At 61.4% G+C, this 12204-nt stretch carries 16 protein-coding genes and 1 pseudogene; 10 read left to right on the forward strand and 7 right to left on the reverse strand.

The genetic code is table 11. The features are described from left to right. Both EOA78_RS32660 and EOA78_RS32665 read left to right on the forward strand, forming a co-directional pair. Window positions 1-139 (forward strand): annotated as a pseudogene (locus EOA78_RS32660) (rhomboid family intramembrane serine protease); the annotation flags it as partial. A gap of 201 nt (window positions 140-340) precedes the next feature. Continuing rightward, window positions 341-772, forward strand: a complete 432-nt coding sequence (locus EOA78_RS32665; protein WP_023798170.1) for a CBS domain-containing protein — start codon at window positions 341-343, stop codon at window positions 770-772. A gap of 27 nt (window positions 773-799) precedes the next feature. On the opposite strand, the gene EOA78_RS32670 is transcribed toward EOA78_RS32665, so the two are convergent. Then, window positions 800-1135: a DUF6455 family protein gene (locus EOA78_RS32670; RefSeq protein ID WP_245477927.1), complete on the reverse strand. Its 336-nt coding sequence runs from the start codon at window positions 1133-1135 to the stop codon at window positions 800-802. 138 nt (window positions 1136-1273) lie between these two features. Between EOA78_RS32670 and gatB the strand changes: the two genes are divergently transcribed. From gatB to EOA78_RS32685, 3 genes are read left to right on the forward strand one after another with little or no spacing between them, the layout of a single operon-like run. Beyond that, window positions 1274-2773 carry an Asp-tRNA(Asn)/Glu-tRNA(Gln) amidotransferase subunit GatB gene (gene gatB / locus EOA78_RS32675; protein WP_127319567.1) on the forward strand — a complete coding sequence of 500 codons (1500 nt, stop codon included), beginning with the start codon at window positions 1274-1276 and terminating at the stop codon, window positions 2771-2773. A gap of 4 nt (window positions 2774-2777) precedes the next feature. Then, window positions 2778-3473 (forward strand): hypothetical protein, encoded by a 696-nt coding sequence (locus EOA78_RS32680; RefSeq protein ID WP_127319569.1) that lies wholly within the window; start codon window positions 2778-2780, stop codon window positions 3471-3473. A 23-nt stretch (window positions 3474-3496) separates the two neighbouring features. After that, window positions 3497-3985 (forward strand): GNAT family N-acetyltransferase, encoded by a 489-nt coding sequence (locus EOA78_RS32685; RefSeq protein WP_127319571.1) that lies wholly within the window; start codon window positions 3497-3499, stop codon window positions 3983-3985. Window positions 3986-4051: 66 nt separating this feature from the next. Here EOA78_RS32685 and EOA78_RS32690 read toward each other — a convergent pair whose 3' ends face one another. Then, window positions 4052-5449, reverse strand: coding sequence for a glycosyltransferase family 39 protein (locus EOA78_RS32690; protein ID WP_127319573.1), 1398 nt, complete (start codon window positions 5447-5449; stop codon window positions 4052-4054). A 131-nt stretch (window positions 5450-5580) separates the two neighbouring features. Between EOA78_RS32690 and EOA78_RS32695 the strand changes: the two genes are divergently transcribed. Together EOA78_RS32695 and EOA78_RS32700 are read left to right on the forward strand one after the other, a co-directional pair. Continuing rightward, the gene (locus EOA78_RS32695) at window positions 5581-5799 is read left to right on the forward strand and encodes a hypothetical protein (RefSeq protein WP_127319575.1); all 219 of its coding nucleotides are present in this window, start codon (window positions 5581-5583) and stop codon (window positions 5797-5799) included. Window positions 5800-6015: 216 nt separating this feature from the next. Continuing rightward, window positions 6016-6468: a phasin gene (locus EOA78_RS32700; RefSeq protein ID WP_127319577.1), complete on the forward strand. Its 453-nt coding sequence runs from the start codon at window positions 6016-6018 to the stop codon at window positions 6466-6468. Between the two features lie 130 nt (window positions 6469-6598). Here EOA78_RS32700 and panC read toward each other — a convergent pair whose 3' ends face one another. Further along, the gene (panC, locus tag EOA78_RS32705; RefSeq protein ID WP_127319579.1) at window positions 6599-7450 is read right to left on the reverse strand and encodes a pantoate--beta-alanine ligase; all 852 of its coding nucleotides are present in this window, start codon (window positions 7448-7450) and stop codon (window positions 6599-6601) included. After that, window positions 7447-8289, reverse strand: a complete 843-nt coding sequence (gene panB / locus EOA78_RS32710) for a 3-methyl-2-oxobutanoate hydroxymethyltransferase (protein ID WP_127319581.1) — start codon at window positions 8287-8289, stop codon at window positions 7447-7449. The genes panC and panB overlap by 4 nt, the downstream gene beginning before the upstream one ends. A 231-nt stretch (window positions 8290-8520) precedes the next feature. Between panB and EOA78_RS32715 the strand changes: the two genes are divergently transcribed. The 3 genes from EOA78_RS32715 to EOA78_RS32725 all read left to right on the forward strand — a co-directional run bounded on the left by EOA78_RS32715 (window position 8521) and on the right by EOA78_RS32725 (window position 10033). Then, window positions 8521-8919, forward strand: coding sequence for an NADH:ubiquinone oxidoreductase subunit NDUFA12 (locus tag EOA78_RS32715; protein ID WP_127319583.1), 399 nt, complete (start codon window positions 8521-8523; stop codon window positions 8917-8919). A 125-nt stretch (window positions 8920-9044) separates the two neighbouring features. After that, entirely contained in the window at window positions 9045-9560 is a 516-nt protein-coding gene (locus tag EOA78_RS32720) for a DUF2155 domain-containing protein (protein WP_127319585.1), read from the forward strand. Window positions 9561-9664: 104 nt separating this feature from the next. Beyond that, entirely contained in the window at window positions 9665-10033 is a 369-nt protein-coding gene (locus EOA78_RS32725) for a hypothetical protein (RefSeq protein WP_127319587.1), read from the forward strand. An 11-nt stretch (window positions 10034-10044) separates the two neighbouring features. On the opposite strand, the gene aat is transcribed toward EOA78_RS32725, so the two are convergent. The 3 genes from aat to EOA78_RS32740 all read right to left on the reverse strand — a co-directional run. Next, complete coding sequence (gene aat / locus EOA78_RS32730; protein ID WP_027154458.1) at window positions 10045-10662, reverse strand: leucyl/phenylalanyl-tRNA--protein transferase; 618 nt, start codon at window positions 10660-10662, stop codon at window positions 10045-10047. Between the two features lie 29 nt (window positions 10663-10691). Next, on the reverse strand, window positions 10692-12035 hold the full coding sequence (gene accC / locus EOA78_RS32735; RefSeq protein ID WP_127319589.1) for an acetyl-CoA carboxylase biotin carboxylase subunit: 1344 nt from the start codon (window positions 12033-12035) through the stop codon (window positions 10692-10694). A 19-nt stretch (window positions 12036-12054) separates the two neighbouring features. Further along, window positions 12055-12204: biotin/lipoyl-containing protein (locus tag EOA78_RS32740; protein ID WP_348628514.1), on the reverse strand; the 150-nt coding region annotated here is incomplete at its 5' end.

Here is a 12204-nt window from a genome sequence, read left to right on the forward strand (position 1 = left end):
CGCCACCGGCCTCGTTGCCTTCGCGCCCGGCATCGACAGCCAGATCGCCTGGGAGGCGCATATTGGCGGTTTCGTCGCCGGCTTCTTCGGCCTGCGCGCTTTCGATCGACGGCAGCAGCCGGATGAGTTCACGGCTTAAGCATCGCCGCACTTGAAATGCAATCGATCGCGGCGCACGATGTTCACTACAGCGCCGCGCGTCCTCTTGGACGCGCAAAGGACGCTGTAGAACTTTGATTTGCGCATGATCCTTCCGAAAATCGAGGCCGATTTTCGGGGTCATGCGCAGAAGGAAAGCCGGTCAGGGCAGGAACCGGCAAGTAAAACTGAGGAGGACGCCGTGACTGTTAAGGCAATTCTCGAGCAGAAAGGCCATGACGTGTTGACGCTCGGGCCGAACGAAAAACTGAGCGAGGCCATTCGCATCCTGGCCGAACACAGGATCGGTGCGCTGGTCATCACCAATGGCGATCATAAGATCGTCGGTATTCTTTCCGAGCGCGACGTCGTGCGGGTCCTCGCCAGGGAAGGAGCCGCCGCACTGGATATCGCGGTGCGTTCGGCAATGACGCCCAAGGTGAAGATCTGTAATGAGAACCACACCGTCAACGAGGTCATGGAGATCATGACCAGTGGCCGTTTCCGCCATCTGCCGGTGGAAAAGGACGGCCTGCTCGACGGCATCGTGTCCATAGGTGATGTGGTCAAGCGGCGCATCGAGGATGTCGAGCGCGAGGCCGCGGAGATCAGGGCCTACATCGCGACGGCGTGACCGCCCACCTGTTCAGCCGTCCGTTCTCTAGCGCAGGCCGGCCGCACGTTGCAGCCGTGCGATCAGGTCACGGTTGCGGCAATAGTCCGGCGGATCGTTCGGTTGCTCGTTTTCGTCGATCCAAATCGCGCATTCGTCCTGATGGCCGCACGAACGGCAGCGGTCGACGGCGCGACGGGTGACGGCTTCGTGGTCGGGTACGGTTTTCAATTGCCGGTCGACGCCCAACTTCTGCATCATGCGACCCATCAATGCGGTTCTGGCGTCGACTGAAATCAAATAGTCGAGAAAACTCATGTCGGTCACTCCTGCCTCATGGCAATCATTGCCGTGTTGGCAACCGACGACATTGATCTCGGTCAATAGGGGGATCCCGGTCAACAGCGGGGATCTCGGTCAACAGGGGCTCCCTTGCCAGCTCCGGCCGATTGATCTAGCGAACGCTTGATTTTGTCGACCGACAACGCCAGACAAACGTGAACAACAATTATCCGGATCGCCATGACCATCATCGACACCCGCACGCCCGACGCCAAACGCCTGATATCAGGTGCCACCGGCGACTGGGAAATCATCGTCGGCCTCGAGGTGCACGCGCAGGTGACCTCGCAAGCAAAGCTGTTCTCCGGCGCCTCGACGGCTTTCGGCGCGCCGCCAAACGCCAATGTCAGCCTCGTCGATGCGGCGATGCCGGGCATGCTGCCGGTCATCAACGAGGAATGCGTCAAGCAGGCGATCCGTACCGGCCTCGGGCTGAAGGCCGAGATCAACCACAAGTCGGTCTTCGACCGGAAGAACTATTTTTATCCCGATTTGCCGCAGGGCTATCAGATCTCGCAGTTCAAGCAGCCGATCGTCGGCGAGGGCAAGGTGATCGTCTCCGTCGGCCCGGACCGGCAGGGCGAATTCGAGGACATCGAGGTCGGCATCGAGCGCCTGCACCTGGAGCAGGATGCCGGCAAGTCGATGCACGACCAGCATGCGACGATGTCCTATGTCGACCTCAACCGCTCCGGCGTGGCGTTGATGGAGATCGTCTCCAAGCCCGATATGCGCTCCGCCGACGAGGCCAAGGCCTATGTCACCAAGCTGCGCACCATCGTGCGCTATCTCGGCACTTGCGACGGCAATATGGACGAAGGCTCGTTGCGCGCCGACGTCAACGTATCGGTGCGCCGGCCCGGCGGCGAATTCGGCACGCGCTGCGAGATCAAGAACGTCAACTCCATCCGCTTCATCGGCCAGGCCATCGACTACGAGGCGCGCCGCCAGATCGCCATCCTCGAGGATGGCGGCAAAATCGACCAGGAAACGCGGCTGTTCGACCCCAATAAGGGCGAGACGCGCTCGATGCGTTCCAAGGAAGAAGCGCACGACTACCGCTATTTCCCGGATCCCGATCTTCTGCCGCTGGAATTCGACCAGGCCTATGTCGATGCGTTGGCAAAGGATCTGCCTGAACTGCCCGACGCCAAGAAGGCGCGGCTGATCTCCTCGCTTGGCCTGTCGCCCTACGACGCCTCGATCCTGGTGTCGGAAAAGGCGGTCGCCGACTATTTCGAGAAGGTGGCCGCTGGTCGCGACGGCAAGCTCGCCGCCAATTGGGTCATCAACGATCTGCTGGGCGCGTTGAACAGAGCCGGCAAGGGTATTGAAAATGCTCCGGTTTCGCCCGATCAGCTCGGCGCGGTCATCGACCTGATCAAGGAGGGCACCATCTCCGGCAAGATCGCCAAGGATTTGTTCGAGATCGTCTGGAACGAAGGCGGCGATCCGCGCCAGTTGGTCGAAAGCCGTGGCATGAAGCAGGTCACCGACAGCGGCGCCATCGAAAAGGCGGTCGACGAGGTGATATCAGCCAATCCGGACAAGGTCGAGCAGGCGCGGGCCAAGCCGACCATGGCCGGCTGGTTCGTCGGCCAGGTGATGAAGGCGACGGGCGGCAAGGCCAACCCGCAAGCGGTAAACGACCTCGTCAAGACCAAGCTCGGGATTGAATAGGGCTATGAACGCAAGACCACGGCCGCGCAATCAGGCAGGTGTCTCGTCGGCGCTACTGATCGCAGGTGCCGTGCTGCTTTTCGTCGGCACGCTGCTGCATCCGATGCATGAGGACCCGAATGATGCGCTTCGCGCCTTCGGTGAGTATTCCGCCGACCACAATTGGTTGTTTAGTCACATGGCCCAACTTGCCGGTTTCGTGGCGATGGTCGCCGGCATGCTTTTGATCATTGGCCGTCTGTTCGACGGTCCGGCGCGGGGCTCTGCTCTGCTCACCATCATATTTGGCGCGGCGTCGCTTGCGGCTGCGGCGGCTTTGCAGGCAGTCGACGGCATCGCACTGAAGGCCATGGTCAACGCATGGGCCATGGCTGACGATGCGGCAAAGGCATCGCTGTTCAACGCTGCCTTTGCGGTGCGGCAGATCGAAATCGGCTTTGCCGCGGTGAGCGCCGCGCTGCTCGGCCTGACCGTCCTGCTCGCCAGCATCGCGTTGCAACAGGCGAAGCACTGTCCAGTCTGGATGTCGTTGCTCGGCAGCGCAGGGGCCGTTGGCGTCCTGATTGGCGGCGTCGCCACGGCGGCAACAGGTTTCTCCGATATCGCCATGGCGGCCAACATGCCGGGCAGCCTGGTGCTCCTCATCTGGGTCGTGCTGCTCGCCGTGATCGATCTCAAACGCAAACCTGTCGAAGCATAGGCGAGCCGTCAGCGAGAAAACCGATGTTCGTCCGCACTGCCAGCGAACGCGATCTGGTTGCCATCCGGGCGCTGCTGGTCGAAACGTGGCATGCCACCTATGACGCCATCTATGGTGCTGCCAAAGTCACCGAGATCACTGACGAATGGCATTCGATCGCCTCGCTCAAGGCGCGGCTGACACGGCCGAACTCCGAATTCCTGGTCGCAGACGACGGCAGGCGCATCGGCGGCATGGCTTTCGCCGCAGCCACCACGGATGCGAAGATCGTCATGCTGAACCAGCTTTACGTGCATCCGACCTGCCAGAGGCAAGGGATCGGCCAGGCGCTGCTGGAAGAGGTCGAGGCCAGCTTTCCGGAGGCGCGGACGCTGCGTGTCGAAGTGGAAGAGGCAAACGCTCCGGCCGTCGCCTTCTATCGCTCGAAAGGGTTTTTGCCCGCCGGCAACACCGCCGACTGTGGCGGCGGTTCAGGGCTGCCGGCGCTGATTTTCGAGAAGACGATCGGATAGATTTGTCTGCCCGGATATGTCGCAGTCAGTTGCGTTTTACGGGCTGCGCGGTCGGTTGCCGCGCCCTCAATGTTGTCCCTTGAGGACGACAAGATAGCCTCGTTCGACGTGAAGGCGGAAAGCGATTTGCTCCGACGTCCCAGTGTCCTTGGATTTGTCGATGACATAGCCGCCAGGATGCGAGCGAAGCCATTCCTCGGGATTGTCGGTGATTTCGAACGGCTTTTGCAGCCGGGCAAGGAAGCCGACCTCGTCCTGGTAGTCGAAGGCGACAGCCCAGTCGGCATTCTTTCGCTCGTCGATGAAGTTGGCCAGCGGCATGAGATCTTCGCGTCTGAAAGCTGTCGCTGACGCTGCTGCATGACCGATGCCGAAAATTGCGAGCAGGACGAAGGCCGAGTTTCTGAGCTTCGCGAGGGGAATCTCAGCCATGAAATACCCGAACAGGATGGTCGCAAATGGCAGCATCGGCACCAGATAGTGAGGTTGCTTGCCGGATATCGCGCTGAAAACCAGTAAAACCGCGACGAACGAGAATGACAGCAGGCGCAGTGCGCGCAGGTCCGGCGATCTCGTGTCGATCAGGCCACGTATCCGGGCGGCCAGCTTCAGCCGCCACACTTCGGGTATGAAGATCCACGGTACAAGCATGATCGGCAGCAGCACGACATAGAAATAGAACGGCCGGCCATGGGAGTTGTGCAGGTTGCCGGTGACACGCCCTGCCGACTGGTTCCAGACAAGATCGTAGACGAAGTTGCCTTTCGTCTGGATGGTCGCCGGCACCAGCCAGATCGCCACCGGGATCAATGCGGCGAGAATTGCCAGACCCGCCCCGGCGAAAAATTTCGGCGTCGCCAGCCCGGCCTGCCGATCGCGCCAGAACGGATAAAGCAGGATAGGGGCGCCGATATGGATGAGCACCACCGGACCTTTCGTCAAAACACCCAGTCCGATGAACAACCCCGCCAGCACGGCGTGCCTATGGTTGCCGTTTTTGGCAAAGGCAAGCAACGACAAAAGCGCGGCGAGCACGAAGACCGTCAGCAGCATGTCGAACAGGATCAGCGTCGAATAAATCACGAAGATGGTGCTTCCGGCGACGAGCCAAGGGATACGGCTTGCAATGTCGTCGCGCCTGGGAAAGAGGGTTTTTGTCAGACGCGTCGTCAGCCAGATGACGAGCGACGACGCGACGAAGATAACGAGCATCGCGGCAACCCGGCTTGCGCCGAAAATGTCCCAGGCCAGGTCGATAAGCCAGAACAGCAGCGGCGGCTTTTGCAGATAGGGCGCGAAATTCATCGTCGGAACGAAGATCTGTCCGCTCAGATACATCTCCCAGGTGACGCTGAGATATCGCGTTTCATCGATAGGCAGGAGCGGCCGGAAGACGACCGCGATGCAGGTCAATGCGAGCAGGAACAGATAGGGGAGCAGCCGCTCGACATGTGCCGGTATCAAGATTGGGATCCGCGCCAGGAAACGTTCTCATTCCAGCCGAGCATCGATGCTGCGCTCCTGGAGCGCGCAGGACCGCACCATGATTTTGGCCGAATTGTAGCCGAGCCGGCCTGGTTGCCTGGATTTTGAAGATGTCATCCACAAAGGCTAAAAATATGCAGATTGGAATTAGTGACAGTGCACTTTTTGCCCTGTTTGCTCGGCTGTGCTGGCCGGTGGGCAGCGAAGCACTTCTGGATCGGATTGCCGAGCTAACCGAAAAAGCCGTGAAACCCGGAAAACGCGGCAGGCGGGGAAAAGAAAAGGTGCACTTTCGCCGGGCGAACCGTGTATCGGACAGGCGCGCTTGAAGCGGGCCCCTGTTTGCAATTCTTGCCTGAATACTTTCTCAGCTGTCGTCCGCAAAACACGCTCGGTAAGAATTCAGCAGTGGCTAACGCCGAGGCAAAAAAGGCATGGTGCGACGCACAAAAATATTGCAATGCACTGCAGATGCCGTAACGTCAGGCTGCTAGATGAACGAGACGGCTTTTCTATAAGGTCGCCCACCGCAAAGGATGGAAACTATGACCAAGACCGCTGATAAAACTGCTGAAATCATCGAGAACGCAGAAGTCCCGACCGCGGCAACCGATCAGTTCCGCGCTGTCGCCGAAAAGGGCGTCGAGCAGTCGAAAGAAGCCTTATCGAAACTGGCGACCGGCGCCGAGGCGACCCAAAAGGCGCTTGAGTCATCCTTCGAGACAGCCAGGACCGCTAGCAATGAGCTGTCGCTGAAGACGATCGCCGCGCTGCGCTCAAATGTTGAGGCCAGCTTTTCTCACCTCGAAGCCCTGGTTGCCGTGAAATCGCCCTCCGAGTTCATCGAACTGCAGACTGCCTTCCTGCGCAAGCAGGTGGAAAAGACCGTCGAGCAGGGCAAGGAGTTTCAGGCTGCGGCGACGAAAGCCGCCGAAGACGTATCCAAGCCGATCAAGGATGTCTACGAGAAGGCGATGAAGGATCTCAAGGTCGCCTGATTGGCCTAATGCACGTTGCGCAAAAGCACGCCCTCGGGCTTGAACCGAGGGTGCGAAGCGGTTTTGCGATAACGACATGCATAAAGAACTTAAAGCGCGTCGCAATGAATCCATCCAAACGCGACGCGCTTTAGGCCGAGGGAACTTCCACATTGTCGATGAGCCGGGTCTTGCCCAGCCAGGCGGCTGCGAGCAGGCGTCCGTCACGGTTTCTCCGCCATGGGGCGAGCGTCAGGCTCTCGCGCGCCGCGACATAATCGACTTTGTCGAAGCCAGCCTTGACGAGCGCGCGGCTGGCCCCGGCGGTCGCGCTGCCTTCATCCTCGCCTGCCGCTAGTGCCGCCGCCGTCCGGCGCAATATGGCGTTGAGCTGGCGCGCCACCTCCAGATCGGCTTCGCTCAGATACGCATTGCGTGAGGACATGGCGAGGCCATGTGCGTCGCGTACCGTTGGCGCGCCGATGATTTCCACCGGCAGATCGAGGTCGCGGCAGAGCTGCCTGACGACGCAAAGCTGCTGGTAGTCTTTTTCACCGAAGACTGCACAGTCGGGCGACGCCTGCAGGAAGAGCTTTGCCACGACCGTCGCGACGCCGTCGAAGAACGTCGGACGGAAATCCGATTCCAGCCCGGTGGCTGGCCCGCCGACCGAGATCCTTGTGGCGAAGCCAGCCGGATACATCTCCGCCACACCAGGGGTGAAAGCGAGTTGGGCGCCGGTCTCGGCCAGCCGGTCGAGGTCGCGGGCGAGTTGGCGCGGATATTTGTCGAGGTCTTCGCTCGGCGCGAACTGCGTCGGGTTGACGAAGATCGAGACAACGCAGCGATCGGCCTTTTCGAGTGCGATCCCGATCAGCGAGACATGGCCGTCATGCAGCGCACCCATGGTCGGGACCATGGCAACGCTGAGGCCATCACGACGCCAGTCGCGGATTTGCGCGCGAAGGGCGGCGACGCTGTCGACGACGAGAGGCCGGCTCATGCTTCACTCTTGTCGGCTGCGGTCGAAAAGACGTGGTTCGGGCCGGGGAATGTCCGGCTTCGCACCTCCGCTGCATAGCTGGCTGCCGCCTGCGATATGACGCTGCGCAGGTCGGCATATTGCTTGACGAATTTCGGCACCCGGTCGACGGTCAGGCCGACCATATCGTCGATGACCAGGATCTGGCCGTCGCAGTCTCCGCTGGCGCCGATGCCGATGGTTGGAATGGAAATGTGCCGGGTGAGGTCGGCGGCGACGGTCTCGACGGTGCCTTCGATGACCACCGAAAACGCGCCGGCCTTTTCGACCGCGTCGGCGTCGCGATAAAGCGCCGCCACATTCTCCTCGGTTCGGCCCTTGATCCTGTAGCCGCCGTCGCTTTCCACCGATTGCGGCTGCAAGCCGATATGTCCCATGACCGGAATGCCGGCAGCGACGATCGCCGCGATCTGGCGGGCAACTGTGACGCCGCCCTCCAGCTTGACGGCCTGGCAACCGGTTTCGTTGACGATCCGCCGAGCCGAGGCGACGGCTTGGCGCGGCGTTGCCTCATAGCTTCCGGCCGGCATGTCGACCACCACGCAGGCCCTGCCCGAACCCCGCATCACCGCTTGTCCATGGGCGATCATCATCTCCAGCGAAGCACCCAGCGTGGTCTTGTGGCCATGGAGAACCATGGCGACGCTGTCGCCGACCAGAAGCAGGTCGACATGATCGTCGAGCAGGCGAGCGACGGGATAGGTGTAGGCGGTGAGGCAGACGACCGGCACGCCGCCCTTGCGCAGGCGAATGGAGCTGGCACTGATCCGCAGCTCAGGGTCGGATGAATCCGGGGCCATCTTTACCTCCCTCAACCGTCAATCAGACAGGATACCTGCATGGACGCGCAGAGCTTTAGAAAGACGGGGCAGCCTTGGCAAGGCATGCTTCGACCGCAGCGAAAGGCCCGCCGGGTTTGCATCGGTTTTCTGACAGCCATTTGCGCGGCGCTTGCGGCAAAACCCTTGCCTTAGCGATGGCCTGACGCCATAAGCAGGCAACAGGCGCCGCAGCCGCCGCGAGGACTTTGGATGAAGACTTTCCTTCTGCAGTTTTTCACCTGGTGGAACAGCCAGACGCTGGGCACGCGCTTCCACACCTGGCGGCATGGCAAGAAAGTCGGGCAGGACGAGGCTGGCAACGTCTACTACGAGGGTGGTGTCGATTCGGAAGGCCGCACCCGCCGCTGGGTCATCTATCGCGACTATTCGGAAGCCTCGATGATTCCGCCCGGCTGGCATGGCTGGATGCATCACCGCGTCGATATCGCGCCGCCGAGCGACAATTATAAGCCACGCGACTGGCAGAAGCCGCATCAGCCGAACCTCACCGGAAGTGCCGCCGCCTATCGCCCCAAGGGCTCCGTGCTCACCAACCAGCACCGCCCGCAGGTGACGGGCGATTACGACGCCTGGACGCCGGGTTCGTAACCGCTCGTCGCGGCGGATCGGTCCTTTATCGCCACAATTGGCGTTTAGCTGCTTGCCGATCTGACAGCAGCGACTAGCCTTGGGCGCGACAGAATCACCCCGGGCGCAAACCACCGGACCCTTGCATGAGCATTTTCAGCCGAATCTCGATGTGCGGACTGACGGTGGCCGCCGCCGCTTTTGCGGCTTTTAGCATGGCCGCCGCACAGACGCTTGAGGCGCCAGTGGACCCGGCGGCGCCAGAGGCGCCGGTGGAACCGGAGGCGACAGTGGCGCCGGCGGCACCTGCGGCACCAGAACGCGTTACCAATCCCGTCGCCGAATTCGCCGGCATCGACAAGATCACCGGCCGCATCATCACCTTCGATGTTTATATCGACGAGACGGTGCAGTTCGGTGCCTTGCAGGTGACGCCGCGCATCTGCTACTCGCGGCCGCAAACCGAAGAGCCGAAGACCGATTCCTTCGTCGAGGTCGACGAGATCACGCTGGATCGCAAAATCCGCCGCATCTTCACCGGCTGGATGTTTGCCGAAAGCCCCGGCCTCAACGCCGTCGAGCACGCGGTCTACGATGTCTGGCTGAAGGGCTGCAAGCAGAAGTCGGAGGTGCCGGCACCCGACGCTGCTAAATCCAATTAGAGCGCCAGGCGCGCGGGATCCCCTGTTCGGGATCACATACTGAGCTTCCGGAACCGCCTTATTCTCCGTGCGTTGGTCATGGCTGGCGGTACGGAGATGTTCCCATGATGGCCAACAAGGACGAACTCCTCGACCTCGAAAGAGGGTTCTGGACCGGCGACGCTGCCTATTTCAAAGCCAATGCCGACACCGAATGCCTGGTGGCTTTCCCGCAGATGGCGCAAACGATGAGTAACGCCGATCTGGCCGAAACCGCGACGGATCCGAACCGCTGGCGCGATCTCGATATCGATCTCAAGGGCATCATCGAGCCGGGCAGCGACATCGTCGTGCTGACCTACGAGGCCCATGCCACTCGCGAGAATGGCGAGCCTTATGCGGCGCTGGTCAGCACCGGCTATGTCCATCGCGTCAATGGCTGGAAGATGATGTTCCACGCGCAGACGCCTCTTGAGCCTGCCGCAAAAAACTGACCTGGCGCAGATCACGGGAAAAAGACCGCTTCGCCCTTCAGCGCGTCAGCCAGCATCTTTTCGTATTTGCCCCTCGGCACGTCAACTGCGCCGAAACGTTTGAGGTGCTCGGTGGTGAACTGCGTGTCGAGCAGCGCAAAGCGCCGTTCCTTCAGGCGCTCGACCAGATGCACCAGACAGACCTTCGACGCGTCCGTTTCCCGGGCGAACATGCTTTCACCGAAGAACACCCGGCCGAGCGACACGCCGTAGAGGCCGCCGACCAGCCGACCCTCGCGCCAGGCTTCGACCGAATGGCAATGGCCCATCCGGTGAAGTTCGACATAAGCCTCGCGGATCGGCGCGTTGATCCAGGTCGACCGGCGTTCTTCGCGCCGCTCGGCGCAGCCATCGATGGTCGCCTCGAAGTCGAAATCGAAACGGATGTCGAACAGATTTTTCCGGATCGCCTTCCTCAAGCTTTTGGGCGTGTGAAAACCATCGAGAGGGATGATGCCGCGCGTCTCCGGCCGCACCCAGAACACTTCGGGATCGGTGGCGCTTTCGGCCATCGGAAAGACGCCCGAGGCATAGGCCTTGAGCAACAGGTCGGTCGGGATGCGATAGCCTGGCGCGTAGGGACGGGTCATCGCCACATTATATTCTATAAGTTCACGACCTAATCCTCTTTGGCCAGATATTTTTCCAGCCAGTGGATGTCATACTCGCCATTGGCGATATCGGCATTACCGACGAGATCGCGAAACAGCGGCAGCGTCGTCTTGATGCCGTCGACGACGAATTCGTCGAGCGCCCGCCGCAGCCGCATCATGCATTCGACGCGATTGCGGCCGTGCACGATCAGCTTGCCGATCAGGCTGTCGTAGTAAGGCGGGATCTTGTAGCCGGAATAGACGCCGGAATCGACGCGGATGCCAAGGCCGCCCGGCGTGTGGAAGTGGGTGATCGTTCCGGGCGAGGGGGTGAAAGTGCGTGGATCCTCGGCATTGATGCGGCATTCGATGGCGTGGCCCTGAAAGCGGATATCTTCCTGGCGCACCGAAAGCCCGCCGCCCGAAGCGACGCGGATCTGCTCATGCACGAGGTCGATACCGGTGATCGCTTCCGTCACCGGGTGCTCGACCTGCAGGCGGGTGTTCATTTCGATGAAATAGAACCCGCCGTTCTCATAGAGGAATTCGATGGTACCGGCACCGGAGTAGCCGAGATCGGCGATCGCCCTGGCACAGACGCCGCCGATATGCGCGCGCTCCTCGGCATTGAGCGCCGGCGAGGGCGCCTCTTCCCAGACCTTCTGGTGGCGGCGCTGCAGCGAACAGTCGCGTTCGCCGAAATGCACGCCGCGGCCGGCACCGTCGCCGAAGACCTGGACCTCGATGTGGCGCGGCTTTTCGAGATACTTTTCGATGTAGACGGCGTCGTCACCAAAAGCAGCCCCGGCTTCCGAGCGCGCCGTCTGCAGTGCGACGACAAGATCGGCTTCGCTGCGCGCCACCTTCATGCCACGTCCGCCGCCGCCGGCCGACGCCTTGATGATCACGGGATAGCCGATCTCGGCGGCGATGCGTCTGGCCTCCTTTTCCTCGGTGACCGCGCCGTCGGACCCAGGCACCACCGGAATGCCGAGGCGCTTTGCGGTGCGCTTGGCCTCGATCTTGTCGCCCATGACGCGGATGTGATCGCCGGACGGACCGATGAAGGTGATGTTGTGCGCGGCGAGGATATCGGCGAATTTGGCATTCTCCGACAGGAAGCCGTAGCCCGGATGCACAGCGTCGGCGCCGGTGATCTCGCAGGCCGCGACGATCTGGTGGATGTTGAGATAGCTGTCGCGCGACGGCGGCGGGCCGATGCAGACGCTCTCGTCGGCGAGCCGCACATGCATGGCGTCGGCGTCGGCGGTCGAATGCACCACCACCGTCTGGATGCCGAGTTCCTTGCAGGCGCGCAGCACTCTCAAAGCGATTTCGCCGCGATTGGCGATGAGGATTTTCTGGAACATTTTTCGGCTGTTCCCGGCTCTACTCGATCACGACGAGCGGCATGCCATATTCGACCGGCTGCGCATCCTCGAACAGGATCGCCGTCACCGTGCCGGCACGGGGCGAGGGGATCTGGTTCATGGTCTTCATCGCCTCGATGATCAGCAGCGTCTGGCCTTCCTTGACCTG

Source organism: Mesorhizobium sp. M5C.F.Cr.IN.023.01.1.1, from assembly GCF_003997585.1.
GTDB lineage: Bacteria > Pseudomonadota > Alphaproteobacteria > Rhizobiales > Rhizobiaceae > Mesorhizobium > Mesorhizobium wenxiniae.